This window comes from Pseudomonas sp. B21-017, from assembly GCF_024749245.1.
GTDB lineage: Bacteria > Pseudomonadota > Gammaproteobacteria > Pseudomonadales > Pseudomonadaceae > Aquipseudomonas.
Genome location: NZ_CP087194.1, coordinates 2381420 through 2403141 on the forward strand (window position 1 = coordinate 2381420; position 21722 = coordinate 2403141).

At 58.6% G+C, this 21722-nt stretch carries 28 protein-coding genes and 1 pseudogene; 19 read left to right on the top strand and 10 right to left on the bottom strand.

Going from position 1 to position 21722, the window contains the following annotated elements; genetic code table 11:
• Positions 1-16 precede the first annotated feature (16 nt).
• The 8 genes from LOY28_RS10830 to LOY28_RS10865 all read left to right on the top strand — a co-directional run bounded on the left by LOY28_RS10830 (position 17) and on the right by LOY28_RS10865 (position 7658).
• Entirely contained in the window at positions 17-1165 is a 1149-nt protein-coding gene (locus tag LOY28_RS10830; protein WP_018927995.1) for a muconate cycloisomerase family protein, read from the top strand.
• Positions 1166-1175: 10 nt separating this feature from the next.
• A complete protein-coding gene (gene catC / locus LOY28_RS10835) occupies positions 1176-1466 on the top strand; it encodes a muconolactone Delta-isomerase (protein ID WP_007936026.1) in 291 nt (96 codons plus the stop codon).
• Between the two features lie 51 nt (positions 1467-1517).
• On the top strand, positions 1518-2447 hold the full coding sequence (catA, locus tag LOY28_RS10840) for a catechol 1,2-dioxygenase (protein WP_018927994.1): 930 nt from the start codon (positions 1518-1520) through the stop codon (positions 2445-2447).
• A 120-nt stretch (positions 2448-2567) separates the two neighbouring features.
• The gene (locus LOY28_RS10845; RefSeq protein ID WP_018927993.1) at positions 2568-3527 is read left to right on the top strand and encodes an AraC family transcriptional regulator; all 960 of its coding nucleotides are present in this window, start codon (positions 2568-2570) and stop codon (positions 3525-3527) included.
• 275 nt (positions 3528-3802) lie between these two features.
• The gene (benA, locus tag LOY28_RS10850; protein ID WP_019649241.1) at positions 3803-5167 is read left to right on the top strand and encodes a benzoate 1,2-dioxygenase large subunit; all 1365 of its coding nucleotides are present in this window, start codon (positions 3803-3805) and stop codon (positions 5165-5167) included.
• Positions 5164-5652: a benzoate 1,2-dioxygenase small subunit gene (benB, locus tag LOY28_RS10855; protein WP_018927991.1), complete on the top strand. Its 489-nt coding sequence runs from the start codon at positions 5164-5166 to the stop codon at positions 5650-5652. The genes benA and benB overlap by 4 nt, the downstream gene beginning before the upstream one ends.
• Before the next feature lie 10 nt (positions 5653-5662).
• Positions 5663-6676: a benzoate 1,2-dioxygenase electron transfer component BenC gene (benC, locus tag LOY28_RS10860; RefSeq protein ID WP_018927990.1), complete on the top strand. Its 1014-nt coding sequence runs from the start codon at positions 5663-5665 to the stop codon at positions 6674-6676.
• A gap of 208 nt (positions 6677-6884) precedes the next feature.
• The gene (locus tag LOY28_RS10865; protein WP_018927989.1) at positions 6885-7658 is read left to right on the top strand and encodes a 1,6-dihydroxycyclohexa-2,4-diene-1-carboxylate dehydrogenase; all 774 of its coding nucleotides are present in this window, start codon (positions 6885-6887) and stop codon (positions 7656-7658) included.
• Between the two features lie 29 nt (positions 7659-7687).
• Here LOY28_RS10865 and LOY28_RS10870 read toward each other — a convergent pair whose 3' ends face one another.
• A complete protein-coding gene (locus tag LOY28_RS10870) occupies positions 7688-8050 on the bottom strand; it encodes an NUDIX hydrolase (protein ID WP_018927988.1) in 363 nt (120 codons plus the stop codon).
• A 222-nt stretch (positions 8051-8272) separates the two neighbouring features.
• Between LOY28_RS10870 and LOY28_RS10875 the strand changes: the two genes are divergently transcribed.
• A complete protein-coding gene (locus LOY28_RS10875; protein ID WP_007941550.1) occupies positions 8273-8476 on the top strand; it encodes a hypothetical protein in 204 nt (67 codons plus the stop codon).
• A gap of 51 nt (positions 8477-8527) precedes the next feature.
• Here LOY28_RS10875 and osmE read toward each other — a convergent pair whose 3' ends face one another.
• Positions 8528-8887 (bottom strand): osmotically-inducible lipoprotein OsmE, encoded by a 360-nt coding sequence (osmE, locus tag LOY28_RS10880; protein ID WP_018927987.1) that lies wholly within the window; start codon positions 8885-8887, stop codon positions 8528-8530.
• An 11-nt stretch (positions 8888-8898) separates the two neighbouring features.
• Positions 8899-9138 carry a hypothetical protein gene (locus tag LOY28_RS10885; RefSeq protein WP_018927986.1) on the bottom strand — a complete coding sequence of 80 codons (240 nt, stop codon included), beginning with the start codon at positions 9136-9138 and terminating at the stop codon, positions 8899-8901.
• A gap of 91 nt (positions 9139-9229) precedes the next feature.
• Between LOY28_RS10885 and LOY28_RS10890 the strand changes: the two genes are divergently transcribed.
• The 3 genes and pseudogenes from LOY28_RS10890 to LOY28_RS10900 all read left to right on the top strand — a co-directional run bounded on the left by LOY28_RS10890 (position 9230) and on the right by LOY28_RS10900 (position 11233).
• Entirely contained in the window at positions 9230-10456 is a 1227-nt protein-coding gene (locus LOY28_RS10890; protein ID WP_018927985.1) for an RtcB family protein, read from the top strand.
• Between the two features lie 98 nt (positions 10457-10554).
• Positions 10555-10790 (top strand): annotated as a pseudogene (locus tag LOY28_RS10895) (hypothetical protein).
• Between the two features lie 107 nt (positions 10791-10897).
• The gene (locus LOY28_RS10900) at positions 10898-11233 is read left to right on the top strand and encodes a hypothetical protein (protein WP_258613750.1); all 336 of its coding nucleotides are present in this window, start codon (positions 10898-10900) and stop codon (positions 11231-11233) included.
• Between the two features lie 282 nt (positions 11234-11515).
• On the opposite strand, the gene LOY28_RS10905 is transcribed toward LOY28_RS10900, so the two are convergent.
• A complete protein-coding gene (locus LOY28_RS10905) occupies positions 11516-11710 on the bottom strand; it encodes a hypothetical protein (RefSeq protein ID WP_081625797.1) in 195 nt (64 codons plus the stop codon).
• 178 nt (positions 11711-11888) lie between these two features.
• Between LOY28_RS10905 and LOY28_RS10910 the strand changes: the two genes are divergently transcribed.
• From LOY28_RS10910 to LOY28_RS10920, 3 genes are all read left to right on the top strand, one after another.
• The gene (locus LOY28_RS10910; RefSeq protein ID WP_018927982.1) at positions 11889-12083 is read left to right on the top strand and encodes a hypothetical protein; all 195 of its coding nucleotides are present in this window, start codon (positions 11889-11891) and stop codon (positions 12081-12083) included.
• Positions 12084-12426: 343 nt separating this feature from the next.
• Positions 12427-12558: a hypothetical protein gene (locus LOY28_RS10915; protein ID WP_256597093.1), complete on the top strand. Its 132-nt coding sequence runs from the start codon at positions 12427-12429 to the stop codon at positions 12556-12558.
• A gap of 252 nt (positions 12559-12810) precedes the next feature.
• Complete coding sequence (locus LOY28_RS10920) at positions 12811-13065, top strand: hypothetical protein (protein WP_258613752.1); 255 nt, start codon at positions 12811-12813, stop codon at positions 13063-13065.
• 187 nt (positions 13066-13252) lie between these two features.
• Here LOY28_RS10920 and LOY28_RS10925 read toward each other — a convergent pair whose 3' ends face one another.
• Positions 13253-13666 carry a CBS domain-containing protein gene (locus LOY28_RS10925; protein ID WP_018927979.1) on the bottom strand — a complete coding sequence of 138 codons (414 nt, stop codon included), beginning with the start codon at positions 13664-13666 and terminating at the stop codon, positions 13253-13255.
• 327 nt (positions 13667-13993) lie between these two features.
• On the opposite strand from LOY28_RS10925, the gene LOY28_RS10930 reads away from it, so the two are divergent.
• A complete protein-coding gene (locus tag LOY28_RS10930) occupies positions 13994-14569 on the top strand; it encodes a hypothetical protein (protein ID WP_018927977.1) in 576 nt (191 codons plus the stop codon).
• A 204-nt stretch (positions 14570-14773) separates the two neighbouring features.
• Here LOY28_RS10930 and LOY28_RS10935 read toward each other — a convergent pair whose 3' ends face one another.
• Together LOY28_RS10935 and LOY28_RS10940 are read right to left on the bottom strand one after the other, a co-directional pair.
• Positions 14774-15517: an anti-sigma factor gene (locus LOY28_RS10935; protein WP_018927976.1), complete on the bottom strand. Its 744-nt coding sequence runs from the start codon at positions 15515-15517 to the stop codon at positions 14774-14776.
• Positions 15510-16022, bottom strand: coding sequence for a sigma-70 family RNA polymerase sigma factor (locus tag LOY28_RS10940; RefSeq protein WP_007941935.1), 513 nt, complete (start codon positions 16020-16022; stop codon positions 15510-15512). Before LOY28_RS10940 ends, LOY28_RS10935 begins: the two co-directional genes overlap by 8 nt.
• Positions 16023-16175: 153 nt before the next feature.
• Here LOY28_RS10940 and LOY28_RS10945 point away from each other — a divergent pair, with 153 nt between their 5' ends.
• Positions 16176-17144, top strand: a complete 969-nt coding sequence (locus tag LOY28_RS10945; RefSeq protein ID WP_018927975.1) for a metallophosphoesterase — start codon at positions 16176-16178, stop codon at positions 17142-17144.
• A 14-nt stretch (positions 17145-17158) separates the two neighbouring features.
• Complete coding sequence (locus tag LOY28_RS10950) at positions 17159-17467, top strand: cupredoxin family copper-binding protein (protein WP_007941931.1); 309 nt, start codon at positions 17159-17161, stop codon at positions 17465-17467.
• Between the two features lie 163 nt (positions 17468-17630).
• Here LOY28_RS10950 and LOY28_RS10955 read toward each other — a convergent pair whose 3' ends face one another.
• Genes LOY28_RS10955 through LOY28_RS10965 form a run of 3 tightly spaced genes read right to left on the bottom strand, consistent with a single transcriptional unit; the run spans position 17631 to position 20314 of the window.
• The gene (locus LOY28_RS10955; protein WP_111453849.1) at positions 17631-18275 is read right to left on the bottom strand and encodes a TetR/AcrR family transcriptional regulator; all 645 of its coding nucleotides are present in this window, start codon (positions 18273-18275) and stop codon (positions 17631-17633) included.
• On the bottom strand, positions 18262-19113 hold the full coding sequence (locus LOY28_RS10960; protein WP_258613762.1) for a 3-hydroxybutyryl-CoA dehydrogenase: 852 nt from the start codon (positions 19111-19113) through the stop codon (positions 18262-18264). Before LOY28_RS10960 ends, LOY28_RS10955 begins: the two co-directional genes overlap by 14 nt.
• 16 nt (positions 19114-19129) lie before the next feature.
• Positions 19130-20314, bottom strand: a complete 1185-nt coding sequence (locus LOY28_RS10965) for an acetyl-CoA C-acyltransferase family protein (protein WP_064617060.1) — start codon at positions 20312-20314, stop codon at positions 19130-19132.
• A gap of 132 nt (positions 20315-20446) precedes the next feature.
• On the opposite strand from LOY28_RS10965, the gene LOY28_RS10970 reads away from it, so the two are divergent.
• Positions 20447-21463, top strand: coding sequence for an AraC family transcriptional regulator (locus LOY28_RS10970; RefSeq protein WP_018927971.1), 1017 nt, complete (start codon positions 20447-20449; stop codon positions 21461-21463).
• The last annotated feature ends 259 nt before the right edge of the window (positions 21464-21722 follow it).

Here is a 21722-nt window from a genome sequence, read left to right on the forward strand (position 1 = left end):
TGACGGGTATCGCGACATGCTTGCAACAGCCATTGAATCGATCGAGACGATCATCGTCGATCTGCCGACCATTCGCCCACACAAGCTGGCGATGCACACCATGCAGAACCAGACTCTGGTGATCATTCGGGTGCGCTGTGCCGATGGCATTGAGGGTATCGGTGAGTCGACCACCATCGGCGGCCTGGCCTACGGCAACGAAAGCCCGGACAGCATCAAGACCAACATCGACAAACACTTCGCGCCACTGCTGATCAGCCAGGACAGCGGCAATGTGAATGCCGTGATGTTGCGCCTGGAGCGCAGCATTCGTGGCAACACCTTCGCCAAATCGGGTATCGAAAGCGCCTTGCTCGACGCCCAGGGCAAGCGCCTTGGCCTGCCGGTCAGCGAACTGTTGGGTGGACGGGTTCGCGATGCATTGCCGGTGGCCTGGACCCTGGCCAGCGGCGACACCGCCAAGGACATTGCCGAAGCGGAAAAAATGCTCGACCTGCGCCGCCACCGGATCTTCAAGCTGAAAATCGGCGCCGGCGAGGTCAACCGCGACCTGGCTCACGTTATTGCGATCAAAAAGGCCTTGGGCGATCGCGCCAGCGTGCGGGTCGATGTCAATCAGGCTTGGGACGAAGCAGTCGCTCTGCGGGCCTGCCGGATCCTCGGCACCAACGGCATCGACCTGATCGAACAACCTATCTCGCGCAATAACCGCGCCGGCATGGTGCGCCTGAATGCCATGAGCCCGGCGCCGATCATGGCCGATGAATCCATCGAGTGCGTGGAAGATGCCTTTAACCTGGCACGGGAAGGCGCCGCTTCGGTGTTCGCTCTGAAAATCGCCAAGAACGGCGGCCCGCGCGCCGTGCTGCGAACCGCCGCGATTGCCGAGGCGGCCGGTATCGGCCTGTACGGCGGCACCATGCTCGAAGGCGGAATCGGCACGCTGGCCTCGGCCCATGCCTTTGTCACCCTGAATACATTGAGCTGGGATACCGAATTGTTCGGCCCGCTGCTGCTGACCGAAGACATCCTCAGCGAGCCCTTGGTCTACCGCGATTTCCAACTGCACGTCCCGTCAACACCGGGGCTGGGCCTGACCCTGGATGAAGAGCGCCTGGCGTTTTTCCGTCGGGACAAAAGTTCCACTGTCGTTCATCAAGCCTGAGGAGGGCATCATGCTGTTTCACGTAAAAATGACCGTGAATTTACCGGTCGACATGAACCCGGAGCGCGCCGCTCAACTCAAGGCCGACGAGAAAGCCCTGGCCCAGCGCCTGCAAGAGCAAGGCAAGTGGCGTCATCTGTGGCGCATCGCCGGGCTCTATGCCAATTACAGCGTGTTCGATGTCGACAGCGTTCAGGAACTGCACGACTTACTGATGCAATTGCCGCTGTACCCGTACATGGCCATCGAGGTCAACGCGCTGTGCCGGCATCCTTCTTCCATTCGCGAGGATGACCGCTGAACCCAGCCTGTTCAGTTCGCTACGCTAATAATTACAAGATGAGGATCCACCATGAACGTCAAGATTTCCCACACCGCCAGTGTCCAGAAGTTTCTCGAAGAAGCCAGCGGCCTGCTCAATGAAGCCGGCGATCCGCGGGTCAAGGCGCTGGTTTACCGCATCCTGCGTGATTCGGTGAACATCATCGAAGACCTGGCCGTGACCCCGGAAGAATTCTGGAAAGCCGTCAATTACCTCAACGTGCTGGGCGCGCGGCAGGAGGCCGGTCTGTTGGTTGCCGGGCTCGGTCTTGAGCATTACCTCGACCTGTTGATGGATGCCGAAGACGAGCAGGCCGGCAAATCCGGCGGCACCCCGCGAACCATCGAGGGGCCGTTGTATGTGGCGGGTGCGCCGCTGTCGCAAGGCGAAGCGCGTCTCGATGACGGCGTCGATCCGGGTGTGACTCTGTTCATGCAGGGCCGGGTGTTCAACACCGCCGGCGAACCGCTGGCCGGGGCGGTGGTGGATGTCTGGCACGCCAACACCGGCGGCACCTATTCGTACTTCGACACCACCCAGTCCGAGTTCAACCTGCGTCGCCGGATCGTCACCGATGCCGAGGGTCGTTATCGCTTCCGTAGCATCGTGCCGTCGGGCTACGGCTGCCCGCCGGATGGTCCGACCCAGCAACTGCTCAATCAACTGGGCCGTCATGGCCAGCGGCCGGCGCACATTCACTTCTTCATTTCGGCACCGGATCATCGTCACCTGACCACCCAGATCAACCTCGATGGCGATCAGTACCTGCATGACGATTTCGCCTACGCCACCCGTGACGAACTGATCGCCAAGATCACCTTCAGCGACGATCCGCAGCGTGCAGCGGCCCATGGCGTGAGCGGTCGTTTTGCCGAAATCGATTTCGACTTCACCCTGCAGTCGTCCGCCCAACCTGAGGAGCAGCAACGCCACGAGCGGGTGCGTGCGCTCGAGGACTGATACCTCTCGAGCAGCCGAACCGGGTCACGAGATAACCGACCGTTTATCTCGTGGCCTTCTGTGTTTCGGGCAGGACACTAGAATGGCGGCGCCACTGATAACAACAATGAGAGTGAACCGATGATGCAAGCGCAATTGTTGAGTCATCGCAGCAGAATCTTCGACCATGCCGACCCGTATGCGGTGTCGGGCTACGTCAATCAGCATGTCGGCAACCATTGCCTGCAGATGCCCAGGGCCGGCCGGCCGCTGGCCAGCCTCGATCATCGCAAGTTTGCCAGCCTTGATCTGTGCCGCATCAGTTATGGCGCCAGCGTGCGGGTTACCTCTGGCGCGCTGGACAGCATCTATCACTTGCAAGTGCTGTTGCGCGGCAATTGCCTGTGGCGTGGCCACGGTCAGGAACATTACTTCGCGCCCGGGGAGTTGCTGCTGATCAACCCGGACGATCCGGTGGATCTGACCTATTCCAGTGATTGCGAAAAATTCATCCTGAAAGTCCCCACCCGGCTGCTGGAGTCGGTGTGCGAGGAGCAGCGCTGGCGGTATCCGGGGCAGGGCGTGCGGTTTCTGGAAAACCGTTATCAGCTCAATCAACTGGAAGGTTTCGTCGGTCTGCTGGCGATGATTTGCCAGGAAGCTGAGGCTTCCGAGCCGATTCCTCGCGTGCAGGAGCACTATGCGCAAATCGTGGTCAGCAAGATGCTGGGCCTGATGAAAACCAACGTCATGCGCACCGATCCCGGCTCAGCCTCGGCCACGTTCGAGGCGCTGGTCGATTACATCGCCTGCAACCTCAAGCAAGACATCGACAGCGAAGAACTGGCGCGCCAGGCGCGGATGAGCCTGCGTTCGCTGTACGGGCTGTTCGAACGCAATGCGGGGGACACGCCGAAAAACTACATCCGGCAGAAGAAGCTCGAGCGCATTCACGCCAACCTGAGCGATCCGACCTGCAATGTGCGCAACGTCACGGAGGTGGCCATGGATTACGGCTTCCTGCACCTGGGCCGGTTCTCCGACAGCTACCGCAAACAGTTCGGCGAATTGCCTTCGGACACCCTCAAGCGCCGTCATTGATTGCCAAGACGTTTGACGAATAACCTGTGGCGAGGGGGCTTGCCCCCGTTCGGCTGCGCAGCAGTCGTAAATCCTGCCGACGCGGTGTGCCTGACAGAATGCCGGGGGCCGCTTCGCAGCCCAGCGGGAGCAAGCTCCCTCGCCACATTGGCAACCATCAACCACCGACCGCCCCTTGCACAAAACGGATACAGGTCTGCACCCGGCGGATAGTCCGCCCCATCCCCACGTTCTAGCATGGCCCTGCCTGAATAAAAACAATGGAGGCGGCGGCCATGTCCCTGCGACCCGAATACCTTCACTCCCTGCTTGAAGAAAACCCTGAACAGGGTATCTATCGCTGCAAGCGCGAGATGTTCACTGACCCGCGGCTGTTCGACCTTGAGATGGAACACATCTTCGAAGGCAACTGGCTGTACCTGGCGCACGAAAGCCAGATCCCCAACAACAACGATTTCTACACCACCACCATGGGGCGCCAGTCGATCTTCATCGCGCGCAACAAGGATGGCGTGTTGAATGCCTTTATCAACGCATGCAGCCACCGCGGGGCGATGCTCTGCCGGCACAAGACCGGCAACAAGAGTTCGTACACCTGCCCATTCCACGGCTGGACGTTCAACAACTCCGGCAAGCTGCTCAAGGTCAAGGACCCGGCGGCGGCCGGCTACCCGGCGAGCTTCAATTGCGAAGGCTCCCACGATCTGACCAAAGTCGCGCGTTTCGAGTCCTATCGCGGCTTCCTGTTCGGCAGTCTCAAGGCCGACGTGGTGCCGTTGGTGGAGCACTTGGGCGAGTCGGCGAAGATCATCGACATGATCGTCGACCAGTCCGCCGATGGCCTGGAAGTGCTGCGCGGTTCCTCCAGTTACATCTACGAAGGCAACTGGAAACTCACCGCCGAAAACGGCGCCGACGGCTATCACGTCAGCTCCGTGCACTGGAACTACGCCGCCACCCAGAATCAGCGCAAACAGCGCGAAGCGGGCGAAGACATCCGCACCATGAGCGCCGGCACCTGGGCCAAGCAGGGCGGTGGTTTCTATTCCTTCGACAAGGGCCACATGCTGCTCTGGACCCGTTGGTCCAACCCCGAGGACCGTCCGCTGTACGAGCGTCGCGACGAGTTGGCCCGGGACTTCGGCCAGGCTCGCGCCGACTGGATGATCGAGAACTCGCGCAACCTGTGCCTGTACCCGAACGTGTACCTGATGGACCAGTTCAGCTCGCAGATTCGCATCGCCCGGCCGATCTCGGTCAACCGCACCGAAATCACCATTTACTGCATCGCCCCCAAAGGTGAAAGCGACCACGCCCGATCGAGCCGCATTCGGCAGTACGAGGACTTTTTCAACGTCAGTGGCATGGCCACTCCAGACGATCTGGAAGAGTTTCGCTCCTGCCAGACCGGTTACCAGGGCAGCGTCACCACCTGGAATGACATGTCCCGTGGTGCCGAACACTGGATTGAAGGCGCCGATGACGCGGCCAAGGAAATTGACCTGCACCCATTGCTCAGCGGGGTGCGTACCGAAGACGAAGGCCTGTTCGTGCTGCAACACAAATATTGGCAGCAGACCATGCTCAAGGCCCTGGCCGCCGAACAGTCCGAACTGATTGCAGTGGAGGCCGTGCAATGACCATGACCTATGACGCGGTGCGCGATTTTCTCTACCGCGAAGCGCGCTACCTCGACGACAAGCAATGGGATGACTGGCTGGAGTTGTACGCACCGGACGCCACTTTCTGGATGCCGTCCTGGGATGACAACGACGAGCTGACCATCGATCCGCAGCGGGAAATCTCGCTGATCTGGTACGGCAACCGCACGGGCCTGGAAGACCGCATCTTCCGTATCAAGACCGAGCGTTCCAGTGCCAGCGTGCCGGACACCCGCACCTCGCACAACCTCAGCAACATCGAGCTGATCGAACAGGCCGACGGCCTGTGCAAGGTGCGTTTCAACTGGCACACCCTGAGCTTTCGCTACAAGACCGTCGACAGCTATTTCGGCAGCAGTTTCTACACCCTGGATGTGCGCGGCGAGAACCCGCTGATCTTGGCCAAGAAAGTGATCCTGAAGAACGACTACGTTCGCCAGGTCATTGATGTTTACCACCTCTGAGGCGGCCGTCATGACTCATTCCATTGCGTTCAATTTCGAAGACGGCGTCACCCGGTTCATCGACGCCAACGCCGGCGAAACCGTGGCCGATGCTGCGTACCGCCAGGGCATCAATATTCCGCTGGACTGCCGCGACGGCGCTTGCGGCACCTGCAAGTGTTTCGCCGAAGCCGGGCGCTACGACCTGGGCGAGGACTACATCGAAGACGCCCTCAGCGCTGACGAAGCGCAGCAGGGTTTTGTCCTGACTTGCCAGATGCGTGCGCAGAGCGATTGCGTGGTGCGGGTGCCGGTTTCATCGGATGTCTGCCGTACTCGTCAGGCCAGTTACGACGCGACCATCAGCGCCGTGCGTCAGCTGTCCGACAGCACCATCGCACTGTCGATCAAGGGCGAAGCCCTGAGCAAACTGGCGTTTTTGCCGGGGCAGTATGTGAACCTCGGGGTTCCGGGCAGCGAGCAGACCCGTGCGTATTCGTTCAGCTCGTTGCAGCGTGACGGCGAAGTCAGTTTCCTGATTCGCAACGTGCCCGGCGGCTTGATGAGCAGTTTCCTGACCGGCATGGCCAAGGCCGGCGACAGCATGAGCCTGGCCGGACCGTTGGGCAGTTTCTATCTGCGCGATATTCGCCGGCCGTTGTTGCTGCTGGCCGGTGGCACCGGTCTGGCGCCGTTTACCGCGATGCTGGAAAAAATCGCCGAGCAGGGCAGCGATCATCCGCTGCATTTGATCTACGGCGTGACCAACGATTTCGACCTGGTGGAAATCGATCGACTGGAAGCCTTTGCCGCACGAATCCCGAACTTCAGCTTCAGCGCCTGCGTGGCCAACCCCGACAGTCGGCACCCGCTCAAGGGCTACGTGACCCAGCACATCGAGCCACGGCATCTGAACGATGGCGACGTCGATGTCTACCTGTGCGGCCCGCCGCCGATGGTCGAAGCGGTCAGCCAGTTCATTCGCGAGCAAGGCATCGCGCCTGCGAACTTCTACTACGAGAAATTTGCCGCCAGCGCGGCCTGAGCCGCGACACGCTCTAGTAGCAGCTGTCGAGCCCCAGCGAGGCAGCGTTCGGCTGCGAAGCAGTCGTGAATCCGGCAAACGCGGTTTACCTGACATACCGCAGTTTTTTATTTTGCGACTGCTTCGCAGCCGAACGCAGCCTCGCTGGGGCTCGACAGCTGCTACAGATCGTGTTTCCCGCGAAAGCGATTTCGCAACGAGGGTATGTATGAACAGATTCCACGAAAAAATCGCGCTGATTACCGGTGCCGCCCAAGGCATCGGCCGGCGTGTGGCGGAACGCATGGCCGCTGAAGGTGCGCGGTTGATTCTGGTCGACCGCTCCGATCTGGTGTTCGAGTTGCAGAAAGAACTGGGGCGGGACAGCCAGGTGCTCGCCCTGACCGCCGACCTTGAGCAATACAACGAATGCAGCCGCGTGATGCGCACCGCCGTCGAGCGCTTCGGGCGCCTCGATGTGTTGGTCAACAATGTCGGCGGCACGATCTGGGCCAAGCCTTTCGAGCACTATGAAGAGTCGCAGATCGAGGCCGAAGTCCGACGTTCATTGTTCCCGACGCTGTGGTGTTGCCATGCCGCGCTGCCGTTCATGCTTGAGCAAGGCAACGGCGCCATCGTCAACGTTTCATCCATCGCCACCCGCAGCGTCAATCGCGTGCCTTACGGTGCGGCGAAGGGTGGGGTCAACGCGTTGACCGCGTGCCTGGCGTTCGAAACCGCCGGCCGTGGGGTACGGGTCAACGCGACCGCTCCCGGTGGCACCGAAGCGCCGCCGCGGCTGATCCCGCGCAACACCGCGGAACAAAGCGCTCAGGAAAAGCTGTGGTATCAGCAGATCGTCGACCAGACCCTCGACAGCAGTTTGATGAAGCGCTACGGCACACTGGATGAACAGGCCAGCGCTATCCTGTTTCTGGCCAGCGACGAAGCCTCCTATATCACCGGCATGGTCATGCCGGTCGGTGGCGGCGATCTGGGCTGACCTTTCAGGAGGGCGTCGGCTGTATTGAGCTACAAGCGACGCTGAAATGCTCTGACGATTCTGAGTGTGGCGTCGCTTGTGTTCAGGTTCTGGACGGCGTCCAGCGGGTACCAGATGCAGTCGAAGATTTCATTCTGGGGCCGCGCCTCGGCCACGTTTATGACTGATGCCTCGTAGACATGATGCCTGGTGCTGGTCGTGTCCAACTCCATCAAGTACAGCAGGCTGTCGACCCCAAGCCCGGTTTCTTCATAAAGCTCTCTTGTGGCCGCGCCCGCGATGGTTTCGCCAGGCTCGATTTTTCCACCCGGCAGGGTCCAGCGCCCCCTGGGTTTGCGCACCAGGAGAATGTGCCGGTCCTGCTCGCAAATGACGGTTGCGCGTACTTTCATGGATTACCTGACTGCCGGTTGTCATAAAACAGTCATAAAAATGCAATATTCAGACCGCAATCCGCAGACGTGTCTGCTTCAAGGGTTAGAGTCGACAGGGCGGTTGAAAGTGCAATGGGATGCCGGAATCCTGACGCGACGTCTGGTCGGCACTTCTGCGAAGGTCGGGTGTAAGGTAGTTGAGTGGACCCTGGACTATCACTGCCGAAATGGAGGTGACTAATGAGCGTTCCGATGCTGACCAAAATGCACATGAACGGCTATGACGTACTCAGCGTGAACAGCGGCCCGTGGCGGGTGTGCACCAAAGGTGACCGGCTTGGATCCTTTGGCAGCCGAGAAGAAGCACTGGCCTATGCGGCTGCGCTTCCCGCCTACAGAGCCCGGTCGGGCAGATCATCGCGTAGCCACAAATCAGACAAATAGTGTGCCTGAAGCCCCGGTACGCCGGGGCTTCTCGTTATTAAAGTCGTGGGCTCAGTAACCACCACCCATCCCGCCCGTGGACGGGGAATACGCTCTGGCTTTTTGTTGGACGCGACTCCACTCGGCGCAGGTCATGAAGGCTTTATGGTCGACCTGGCCCCTGCCATCAAAACTGACGCTGTACGGCTGCTGATTGCCGGCCTGGGTCAACTTGTAATCAAAGCAAGCGCCTGGCTCCACCGTGCGATCGGTGATCGATAGCGGCTTGCCGCCAATCTGCTCGACCTGATCCTTGGTCATGCCGGCTTCGACCTTGGCGACCAGCGGTTGGTCCCGGTAGATATGCGATTCCGTGTTACAGCCACCTGTCGCCGCCAGCACGGCGATCAGCGCGCATAGAGGCTTGTTCATGGCAATGCTCTCTAGTGAACTTTCGTTCGAGTGATGGTTTTTGCTTTCACTTCTTCAGCATAGCCCGCCAGCCGCTCTTCATCGCCCTGGAACAAGGAGCACAGCCTGAGCGTCGCCTCTGCGTCCACATCATTGCCGGCCAGGCGCAACTGCTCTGCGATGCGCAAAAGCTCTACCGCCGACCACCTCAGATCCGACGCCACACCTTGCAGATCGCGCCGTAGTTGCTGTTCATATTCGTTAAGCCACATGATGACCTCCTGCAATTCCCCGCTACGAAATAGTAATCCCATTTACCTCGATGGAGCGTTATGTTCGTCTGATCCAAAGAGAGTCGAAATCATGCAACAACCTGCCTACCAACTGCTGGAAGTCGCCAACGGCAAGCCGATCAAACTCTGGACCGAAGGCGTGCCGGTTGAAAGCGAAGCCCGGCAGCAACTGATCAATACCGCGAAGATGCCGTTCATCTTCAAGCACCTGGCGGTGATGCCGGACGTGCACCTGGGCAAAGGTTCCACCATCGGCAGCGTGATCCCCACCGTGGGCGCGATCATTCCGGCGGCCGTGGGCGTGGACATCGGCTGCGGCATGATCGCCGCGCGCACCTCGCTGACCGCTGCCGACTTGCCGGATAACCTGCATGGTCTGCGCACTGCCATTGAAAAGGCCGTGCCCCATGGCCGCACCTTGAGCCATGGCCGCCGTGACGAAGGCGCCTGGGAACACGTTCCACAGCAGGCCGATCAGGCCTGGGCGGCGCTGAACCCTCGGTTCAAGGCGATCACCGACAAGTACCCGAAACTCGCCAGCACCAACAACCGCCAGCACCTGGGGACCCTCGGCACCGGTAACCACTTCATCGAGGTCTGCCTGGACGAGGCCAATCGCGTGTGGTTCATGCTGCACAGCGGCTCTCGCGGCGTGGGCAATGCCATCGGTACTCTGTTCATTCAATTGGCCCAGGCGGACATGCGCCAGCACATCGCCAACCTGCCGGACCGTGACCTGGCCTACTTCAAGGAGGGCAGCCGGCACTTCGATGACTACGTCGAAGCGGTGGGTTGGGCTCAGGACTTCGCCCGGCAGAACCGTGCCTTGATGATGCAAGCGGTGATTCACGCGGCGCGGCAGGTGATCCGCAAACCTTTCGAGGTTGCGCTGGAGGCTGTGAACTGCCACCACAATTACGTGCAGAAAGAGCGGCATTTCGGCGAGGACATCCTGGTCACCCGCAAAGGCGCGGTGTCGGCGAAGAAGGGCGAGCTGGGGATCATTCCCGGTTCCATGGGGGCCAAAAGCTTCATCGTTCGCGGCCTCGGCAACGAGCAATCGTTCTGTTCCTGCAGCCACGGCGCCGGTCGCACCATGAGCCGCACCAAAGCCAAGAACACCTTCACCGTCGCCGACCAGATCCGCGCGACCGCCCATGTGGAATGCCGCAAGGATGCGGCGGTCATCGATGAGATCCCGATGGCCTACAAGGACATCGACAAAGTCATGCACGCCCAGCGTGATCTGGTGGAAGTGCTGCATACGTTGCGACAGGTGGTGTGCGTGAAGGGGTAGGGATGGGAGTATTCCGCTGGTCGGGAAAATCAACGGGAGTGGTCAGCTCTGCTGTCGTATGGAGGTAGTGATCCATTCGCTGGGGCGAGGTATCTCAAATGACGGCGACTGATGATTTCAGACACCATGCGCATGAACTGATCGCGGACCTGGATGCGGCCACCACGGAAATGATGAAGTTGATTTCAGCCCATCAGCTCAGTGGGCCGGAATGGGAACGGGTCACGAAATGGCAGCATGAAGCGTACGAGCGGTGGATGAAGTATCTGAATGCGAGTTCGTATACCGATTCCGGCTCGGGGTCGATCCGGGGCAGGGTGAGGCCTCTGTATAGAAGCCTCTGTATAAGAAAGCTCCTTTATAGCGGCGTAACCCCAGCGTTTGCTGGATGTCTGTCCAAGTACAGGTTACATTTCCCGTTTTTCAGGATAGAGAAGCATCATGCGGATGTTGATAGCGGGAGTAGCGGTGGCTGCGTTGGCGGGCTGTTCATTGCCCGCATCCCTGGTGCCCGGTGAGCCTAATGTCAGCAAATACAGCGATAAGGCACCCAAGGAATATGCCGGGTGTGTATTGCCGTTGTGGCGTCAGGAGATTGCGGGCACAACGCAAACCGCGATTTCCAATGGCTATCGGATTACTGCGCCGAGCGTCATCACAGCTGACGAAATTCTGGATATCGTGAAGTCGAAGGATGGCAGCCAGGTATCGCTTTACCAAGGACCGCCATGGGCCAAGTCAGGAGCGTTGCGCCAGGCTGTCCGGGATTGTCTGTAACGGCTTCTTCAGTAAATGACTCAAAAATAGTGTGGATATTTAATGAGTTACGAGATTTAGTAACTGGATGGTGAGTCAAAATATCTTGTTACAGATCAATTGATTGGGTAATATTGCCCTGCGTTCACCACCACGGTTTATGCATTTTTAAAGCCCAGGCGTCCATCAGCTGCCTGGGCTTTTTTTTGTCTGGCATTTAGGGATGGCTTACAAGCACGCTGCCGGCAGAGTGCCAGCAGCGTCGGTGATGAGGTGGGTAAGCGCTATTGCTAAAATCTGTTGTTACCCGGCCGGATCGGCCTTGCGTCGATCACTGCCAGAAGGATTTCCAGTGTTTATAAGCCTTCTCTCGACCAGGACATTTCGCAGGGCCTGGCGTGCCGAAGGATCCAGTTGATGTTCTCTCTCCTTGAGTTCAAGCAAGATGGGGCTGGACCAGCCACGATAGGTTTGCTCGGTAATACGAGTAGGCGTCATCTATCTCTCCCTTGTGAGTCGCCCGACAACACAGTGGGCGAAGTCCTGTGCGATAAAAATCCTAGTCGAGGAAACGATTTGTCGCCAGCGATTGGCAGTGCCGACTGTCCTGCACAGCGTAGGTTGTTGGTGATTCGGGCGTAAACTGAAAAGGCTACCTCATCAAAAGGAGCCGCATATGATCGCCGACCAAACGATTAGACAGGCGTCGGAGCAAAGCACTGTTTGGGACCAATATTTCTGTGCTGCGCTGATTGCCGAAAGCCATCTGACGGCACCGGTGGTAGGAGAAACCACCCACGAAGACAGGCAAAACATGCTGATCCAAAGAGCCAAAGCGCTCGCCGACAAGATGCTTGAAAACAGAAGATAAAACGGAGCCCGGCCATTGCGGCCGGGCTCTTCACTTATCGCCCCTTTGACAGGTCACCTGGCCAGGCTGTCACTGGGTGGCGCGATGGACTGCCCCGGTTTTTTTGGGCGCTGAGTTCTTTGTTCGTGGATCGTCTACAGTTGGTAATTCATGGATACGGAGATCGAACATGAAGTGCTTAATTTGTCACGCTGTCTCTAACACTGTTCATGTGGCTGAAGACTGGTCAGAAGTTGCATGCTCGGCTGGATGTGGACGCTTCAGGGTCTCGGCCAACCTGATTAAAAGCATGAAGGGCAGGAACGAATCCTTTGACATCGAGCGCACAAGACAATGGCTCAAGATGTCCCGCAACGACGAGCCGGTGCCGTTGATATCCCGCTATGACTACAACGTTGCCTTGTTGCATCGCGACACCGGGGAGAAGTCGGCCATCGCGCCGAGTCGCTCCAGGCAGCCGCTGACTTCGGATTAGATTTTCGACCGGTTGTAACACCACCTTCCGAAGGCTGCGATCTTTTGATCTTCAGCGGCTCCTGAACGATCAAGAGATGCAGCAGCTGCCGAGCGACGCCTAACGTTCGACCGTCATGTAAAAACAAGCAACCTCCTTGGATCGCCCGTGTCGATATCAACATATCCGCGCGATTCGTCATCACACCTGCCCAGGTTGTCAGCGTTTATGGCGGGCTGAAAGCGGCTATAGCTGAATGTTCAGGAGGTGGTTATGAACTGTCCGCTGTGTGGTAATACCAATGCGCTGGAAGATCGTTCGTTCGGGGGCGGATTGCGCATTCATTGCGAACCGTGTGGTGGTTTCTATCGAATTTCATCGACCCTGCATGCCTTGGCTGAAGGAAAGTCTTATGACACCGAGCGCGCTCGAACCCGCCTGAAGAAGAAGCGTGAAACCGGCAAATTGGAGGATCAAGAGCCGGCGCTAGGCCCGGAAGACAAAGACCTACTCATTGAGCCGGGCTAACGTGTCGCGCAACGCGAATGCAGTTCAGCGAAGGGTGCGTTGCGTGGGGGAAGGCGCAGCGACTATTTACAGAAGGACTCGCCTGGCCTTGGAGCCGAATTTCCAATGGATTCCAGGTCAGGCGAGCGTGTCGGATCCATGGGGCTTTAATCCTGATGAACACTTGAACGGCTCATTATCCAATCGGTTAATGAGCCTGTGCCACGCCGCACAAAACAGTCGCGGCGGCGGACTGAGATCGTGTGCTGGCAATGTTTCCCAGCGACACGACGCCAACCAGACGCTTGTCTCGGTTAAGCACGGGCAGGCGACGGAGGTGGACGTCCGCCATGTTTCTAGCGACATGCTCGATGTCTTCATCCTCATAGCAATAGCGGATGCCGCCACTCATTATTTTACTGATAGGGGTTGTTCCGGTGAGTCCTTCGGCGACTGCTCTGATGGCGATGTCCCGGTCCGTGATCATGCCAATCAGGCGCTCTTGCTCTTCAACCATAATGGCGCCGCTATCGATCCTGGCCATCATGCTTGCAGCCTCCTGGATCGTCTGGCTTGGTTTGGCTGTTAAAACATCTTTCGTCATAACTTCCGAGATCTTCATGAAAAAGACTCCTTTTAAAGGGATGCTTCAGTGATTACTGACTGTCTATTTTTCGACTTGGAGGGGATGTACAGGGTTCAGAATGTTTTGTCTCCGCTCGTCATCGTGGTGAACCGGGATTCTCCAGCGCCGCTCATTGAGCGGCGTTTTCGTATTCGGGCGTTGCTCAAGGAACAGCGCAACACCGCAAACGTGCGAGAGGGCAGGCGGCTTCGGATGGATGGCTGAGTTTGTAACTTGCTCGATACAAATATGAATCTGTATCATTTAGTTTCAAATCAAGGGTGCGAGGGAGTGCATTACCCACATAAAAATAAGGTTCAGGTAATGCTCAAAATGCTACTCGTGTACGGTCATCTGATTGCCACCTGTATTGCTCTGGGGAGGGTGCTGCAGGCAGATCAACAGCTATGGAGCTGGCGCAAGGATGTGTTGAGCCAGGTGCAACGTGAGTATCTCGACGAGACTCAAAAAATCGTCACGCTCGCGCTATTGGCTCTTTGGGGAAGTGGCTTGCTGCTGGTGCTCCAGGGTTACCTCTATGAGGGGACCACGTATCTGCTCAATCAAAAGCTCTGGGCCAAGGTGAGTGTTGTTGCGCTGCTTAGCCTCAACGGCGCTTTGTTGCATCGAATCGGTTTTCCGCTGCTGCAGAAGGCTCCCTTTGTTTTGTTACACAGCTGCGCCCGGACTCGCCTTGCACTGTTGGGCGCTCTCTCTATGAGTGGCTGGTTATTTGCCGCATTCCTGGGGGTGGCTCGAGCGTGGAATCACGTGCTGCCTTACTTGCATGTGATGGGTGCTTTTGCCGTGTTCTCGTTAGTGGCTTGTGCAGTGGCGTGGATAGTCGCCAGCACAGCGGGTGCCATGGATGATGAGTGGTCGCGCACTGGCAGTGAGTAAAACCTGATTATGCCGGACGCAGGTTGTTCAGGTTTATTCAGAATTGTGTTCGGGACACAGGGCGCAACTCTGGATAGAGTTCTCACCGCTCACCCAGCTTCGGTTCTTTACCAGGCACGGAGTGCTAGGCCTTGGTTGGGCGAGCACCCATTTTTGATTGTTCTCGACAGAGAGAATGACGGCGCACGCGAAACCATGCTCCCTTCAGGCACCGTCCCTGAGCAACTGGCTGAACGCCTCCAGCTCACTTTTTTCCACATCGGAAACCAGCACGAAGCGCATGTGATTGGTTTGCCAGGACACCACGTTAAAGCCACGAATCGTCTGGGTCTGCCGCGGCTTGTCTGCCTCCGGCACAGGCAGGATAAACACATTGATGATGTGTTTGGCCCTCCCGTAACTCAGGGCTGCCGTGGTCTGGTGTTGCAGATAATCCAGCCGCCCGCCCAGTAATGGAAATCCCTGCGCCGAGTAATCGAATACCGGCGGCGAGAAGTCGAGTTTGCCGGTGAACCAGGGCTTCACGGTGTGACGGTCGGAGGACACCACATCGTTCAAATGCTCGCCCATCAACGAGCGGACATGGCTGGAGACAGCCTCATCCATCAGCGGTTGCTCGCTGCCCGGCGTCATCACATAAAGCACCGCTGCCAAGGCCAGCGCCGCCGTAGAAAACGTCGGAGCGAACCATTTCCGCCAGCGCTCGACGGCGCGAGTCGCGGGAGCACCTGTGGCAAACACGCTGGCCGCTAACGATGCCGGCGCCGGGTAATACGGCGCCTGGCGCTTCACACTGACCTTCAGCAGTTTCACTTCATCATGCAGCCGCGCGCACTCGGCGCATGCGGCCAGATGCGCAGCTACATCCGCAGCCGTCGCAGGATCGAGTTCCTGATCCAGATAACCATGCAGCCGTGTCTGGCAAACCGTGCAGTCGAGTTCATTCATGATCGTGCAACTTCAGTAGTTCGAGCTTGAGCATCGCGCGCCCCCGGGCCAGTCTCGACATGACGGTGCCGATGGGGATATCGACCACCAACGCGATGTCCTTGTAAGGCATGTCTTCGAGTTCTTTCAGCACAATCACCTCACGAAACACCGGCGGCAGGGCGCACAGCGCTTGCTGGATCAGCGCCGCGTTTTCCGTGTGAATAGCCAGCAATTCCGGGGTCTGGCTGTGGCTCAGTGCGCCTTCGTCATCGCCGATGTCGTCATCGAAAGCAACCCAATGGCGCCCGGCCGAGGCTTTGAGCCAGGTGTAGCTTTCATTGCGCACGATGGTCAGAAACCAGGCCTTGGCGTTGCCATCGGCGAAACGCTGCAAAAACCTGAAGGCGCGCAGGGCACTTTCCTGCACGACATCGCGTGCGGCGGCGTCGTTGCCAGTGAGCCAGCGCGCGAGGTTGTAAGCGGCGTCCAGATGGGGCGCAATCAGGTCCTCAAATCGCTTCATGGTGGCTTCCGCACTGTCACACCCCTATAACCGTGGTGCGTGGTCTTTTATTCCCTGAAAAGAATTTGTTTTCCAGCACGGAATAAACACTCATCCCGCAAGGTTTACCTCGTGTCAGCTACATCACTGTAGTCCGCCAGCGAGGACATACCGATGGACATTCAATCAAAACACCCATTGCGCACCGACGACTTGCTGAACCCTGACCGCCGCACGCTGCTCAAGTGCTCGGCGTGGGCCGGGGCAGGGGTTATCTGGGCCCTGAGCGGCGGCATTCCCCGGGCCTTTGCGCTGGATGAGGCAGGCAACGTCGCCGACCCCAAGGCACTGGCCAGCACGTTTCACTTCGTGCAGATCAGCGACTCGCACATCGGCTTCAACAAGGAAGCCAACCCGGAGCCGGCAAAGACATTGCAGGTGGCGATCGACAAGGTCATCAAGCTGCCAAAACCACCGTCGCTGATTCTGCATACCGGCGACATCACGCACCTGTCCAAGCCTGAGGAGTTCGACACTGCGGCACAGTTGCTCAAGGGGCTGCCGTCCACCGTGCATTACGTGCCGGGTGAACACGACACCCTCGATGAGGGCGGCGGCAAGCTTTACCTGGAGCGATACGGCAAGGGCACCAAAGGCAATGGCTGGTACAGCTTCGATGACCACGGCGTGCATTTCATCGCACTGGTAAACGTCTTCAACTTCCAGGCCGGTCACGAAGCCACCCTTGGCGCCGATCAACTGGCCTGGCTGGCCGATGATTTGCGGGCGGTGACGACCAGTACACCCATCGTCGTGTTTACCCACATTCCGCTGTGGACGATTTATCAGCCGTGGGGCTGGGGCACCGAGGATGGTGATCAAGCGATTGCGATGCTGCGCAAGTACGGTTCAGTGACGGTATTGAACGGCCACATCCATCAAGTCATCCAGAAGGTCGAAGGCAACATCACCTTCCACACCGCCCGTGGCACGGCTTACCCACAACCTGCACCGGGTGCGGCGCCGGCACCGGGGCCGATGACGGTGGCCGCCGATCAATTGCGCAATTACCTGGGGATCACCGATGTGCGAGCGACACAGGGCGATCATCCGCTGGCGCTGATTGATTCGACACTGGTCTAGGGGAGGGCGGTCAGATGAAAACGCGACTGTTGGCGGTGGTGTGCCTGATGCTGTCGATGCCGGCGTGGGCTCAGGAGGTGAAGATCGATATCAAGGAGTTCATGTTTGCACCCAAGGATTTGACCGTGGCCGTGGGCACCAAAGTGACGTGGGTGAATGACGACCAGATTCCGCACACGGTGGCAGAAACCCACAAGGTGTTTCGCTCGGGGGCGCTGGATACGAATGACAGTTTTTCCTGGGTGTTCAATACACCGGGAGAGTTCGAGTATTTTTGTGCGCTGCACCCGCAGATGATCGGGAAGATTGTGGTCACCCAGTAAACAAAGGGCGCTGGAAGGTCAAAAGACCGCAGCCTTCGACTGTTCCGACGTCTGCCGGCTCAACCAGCAGGTATCCCCAGAAATGACAAAGCCCCGAATAATCGGGGCTTTGTCGTACGGAATCTGCTGACGACTCAGTTCGAGGAAGAGCCGCATAGGCTTGTTATTTCGTAGTTGGCTGCTTCGTACTGTCGCCCGCGTTGGCAGTCGTCGCCCAATTACGCGTCTTTGGCGCCAATAATCGCTCGATGGCGCCACTCACCATGTTTTCCATCAAATTATCACGCTCTTGTTCATCCAGCGAATGTTGCATCAGCCAACTGGGCGCGCTATTGAGCAAGGCTGCAATGGCTCGACCCGCGGCCCGTTGCGCCGGTTCGCTCACGCGGGGTTTGGCTCCGAGCATCAGCAGCAATTTGCGTTCGTATTGCTCACGCAAGTGGCGAACCTGTTCCTGCTGCTCCTCGTTCAGGCAGCCACTATCGCGCTCCGCCAGTCGAAAATGCCAGGGCATTTCCTGGTGCAGATTCAGGTGGGCGCGGATCAGGCTGTTGAGCCTGTCGCGTTTTGCCGGCGCCTGTTGTTCAAGGCGCCCCAAGGTTGCCAACAGCTCTTCGTAGAACTCCTCGATCAAGTCGAGCAGCAAGTGCTGTTTGCTGGGGTAATGGTGATACAACGAGCCTGGAGTGAGCCCCAGGCTTGTCGCCAGCTCACGCATGCCGACCTGACCGAAACCCTTGCTGGCAAACAGCTCCAGCACCTTGCCCCGGTACTCGGCAAACCGTGAGCAACGCTCAGGCATAGGCATGGAAGCCACGTCCCGTTTTACGCCCCAGGTAACCAGCGGCGACCATTTCCTTGAGTAGCGGTGCAGGGCGATATTTGCTGTCATTGAAGCCGTTGTAAAACGCTTCAAGAATGGCCAGTACCGTGTCCAGACCGATCAGATCCGCCAGAGCCAGTGGCCCGATCGGCTGGTTGCAACCCAGGCGCATGCCGGCGTCGATGTCTTCGGCGCTGGCCAGGCCTTCCTGAAACACCAGGATCGCTTCGTTGATCATCGGCACCAGAATCCGGTTGACCACGAAGCCCGGACGGTTGCCCGCGGTGATCGCGGTCTTGCCGAGGGTTTTTGCCATGTCCAGCGCCAGGGCGTGGGTGGCATCGCTGGTTTGCAGGCCACGAATCACTTCGATCAGGCCCATCACCGGCACCGGGTTGAAAAAGTGCAGGCCGATGAAGCGTTCAGGCCGGCTCACGCTGGCCGCCAGTTGGGTAATGGACAGCGATGACGTGTTGGAGGCGATCACGCACTCGGCGCTGACCTGCGCGGCGATCTGTTGCAACACGCGCAGTTTCAGATCGAGGTTTTCGGTGGCGGCTTCGATCACCAGTTGCGCGTTCAGCAGGCAGCCGTAATCAGTGCTGGTGCGAATCTTGTCGAGGGCGGCGAGTTTTTGTTCCTGCGTCAGCGCGTCCTTGGCGACCTGCCGATCAAGGTTTTTATCGACGGTCGCGATTGCCTTTTGCAGAGCGCTCTCGGAAATGTCGATCAGGGTCACGTTGAAGCCGGCCAGGGCGCAGACTTGCGCGATGCCATTGCCCATGGTGCCGGCGCCGATAACGCCAATGTTCTGTAGGTTCATGCGTATGTCCTTGTGATCAAACCCGTTCGAACAACACGGCGATGCCTTGGCCGCCACCGATGCACATGGTCGCCAGGGCATAACGGCCCTGACAGCGGTGCAGTTCATGAATGGCTTTGGTGGCGATGATCGCGCCAGTGGCGCCCACCGGATGGCCCAGCGAGATGCCCGAACCGTTGGGGTTGACCTTCTGCGGATCGAAGCCCAGCTCTTGCGCTACGGCACAGGCCTGGGCGGCGAAGGCTTCGTTGGACTCGATCACGTCAAGGTCGGCAACGGTCAGGCCGGCGCGCTTGAGCACCAAACGGGTGGCGGGAATCGGTCCCAGCCCCATCATTGAGGGCTCAACGCCTGCGTGGGCATAACCCACCAGTCGAGCCATGGGCTTGAGACCCTGTTCCTGAACAGTTTGACCGGTGGCCATGATCAGTGCGCCGGCACCATCATTGAGACCAGACGCGTTGCCGGCGGTGACGGTACCGTCCTTTTTGAAGGCGGGTTTCATGCGGCTCAATTGCTCGACGTTGACCTCAGCCCGTACATGCTCATCCGTCGCAAAGGAAACCGTCCCTTTGCGGGTCGCTACTTCGATCGGCACGATCTGCCCGGAAAAACGCCCCTCGGCAATCGCCCGGGCAGCACGCTGTTGGCTGAGCAGCGCCAACTCATCCTGGGCCTGACGCGTGATGCCATAGTGCTCGGCGATATTTTCAGCGGTGATCCCCATATGGAAACCGGCAAACGGGTCTTGCAGTGCGCCAAGCATGTAGTCGACGGCCTGCATGTCGCCCATTCGTGCGCCCCAGCGCGCCTGCGGCAACAGGTACGCGCCGCGGCTCATGGACTCGACGCCACCTGCCAGCGCAGCGCCCGCATCCCCCAGCATCAAACTTTGCGCGGCACTGACAATCGCCTGCAAACCCGAACCGCAAAGACGGTTGACGTTGAAGGCGGGAGTCTCTTTCGTCAGGCCGGCATTCATCGCTACGACCCGGGAGATGTAGGCATCGCGTGCCTCGGTCGGGATCACATGTCCCATCACCGCGTGGCCGATATGCTCGGGCGCCAGGCCAGATCGTTCGATAGCGGCGCGGCAAACATCGGTTGCCAACTGAATAGGCGGTACATCCTTGAGTGAACCGCCAAAGCTGCCGATGGCAGAACGGACGGCGCTCACTACAAAAATATCGGAATGGTTCATGTTGGCTCTCTTGAACAGGTCTTTTTTGTTGAGCACGAGTCTAGAATCAGCAGCGCCGCTGGCCTATGCCAAAACTGTTCAAGGGTGATGGCGTTTTTTGCCATGTTCAGATGTAACGAGAGAGGCATTCAAATGCGGGAAACGGATTCGGTGGCGGTTTACTTCATGTATCCCATGATCCATGCGTTGCGTGAGAAGCCGCAGCGTCTGCGGTCACTCCTTGAACAGGTGGGAATTGATCCGGCACTGATGGATCAGCCGACAGCACGGGTGCCGGCCACGGCTTTCGCCGCGTTGTGGCTGGCGCAGATTCGTGAGTTGAACGATGAATTTTTCCAGTTGGACTCCCATGGTATGCCGCCGGGCAGTTTTGCCTTGATCTGTCGGGCATTGATTCAGGAGCCGACGCTGGAAAAAGCCATGCGTCAGTGCCTGGCCAATTTCGCCTTGTTCCTGCGTGATTTTCGCGGCACGTTGAGTGTGCGTGGCAAGCGTGCGGTCATCAGCTTACAGACCCGCTCGCAGAACAGCGAGGTCAGCCGGCTGGGCGAAGAAACGTTTCTGGTGTTGATGATCAGTCTGCTGTGTTGGCTGGGCGGGCGGCGAATTCCCATCGATCGTGCGGACTTTCGTCATCAGCGTTTGTCGCTGCGTGATGACGCCTTGCTCTGGGGGCCCAACCTGACCTTTGGTACCGAACACACCGAAATCGAGTTCGCCAGTCACTACTTGCGGCTGCCGGTGGTTCAGGACCTTGCCTCGCTGAAAGTGTTTTTGCGCACCGCACCGCAATGGCTGGTGATCCGCTTCCGCAACCAGCATGGGCTGGCATCGCAGGTTCATCAGCGCCTGCGCCATAGCCATTACAGCGAATGGCCGACCTTGCAGGACTTCGCCCTGGAACAGCACCTGAGCCCCAGTACCTTTCGCCGGAAACTGGGACGTGAGGGCTGTTCGTATCAGGAAATCAAGGATGAAGTGCGGCGCGGGGTGGCGTTTGAACGGTTGCGCCAGAGTAAGGCGAACATCAGTGATATTGCCGAACAGTTGGGGTTTCAGGAGCCGAGTGCGTTTCACCGCGCCTTCAAAAAATGGACGGGGGAGAGCCCGGGGCAATATCGTTTGCGGTTTCAAGGTCGGGATGATTGACCCATCCGGGAAGTCTTCTTGTGGTCTGTTTAGTTCGAGACGTGTTGAGCATTGCGCTCGGATATCTGCCTCAACCGAGAATCGCTTTTTCCAGTGGTGCATTCAGGTCGTGAACTGATCCAAAACCACTCGGCTGCGCTCATCCGTGCCGTGCGCAGCGGGGGGGATCTGCGCGAGGTCGTCACCTCTGGCTCTGCCTGCGCCGGTCTCTGCCCGGCGTACTCAGTGGCTGGCCTGATTACCGGTCAGGTGCCTGCTT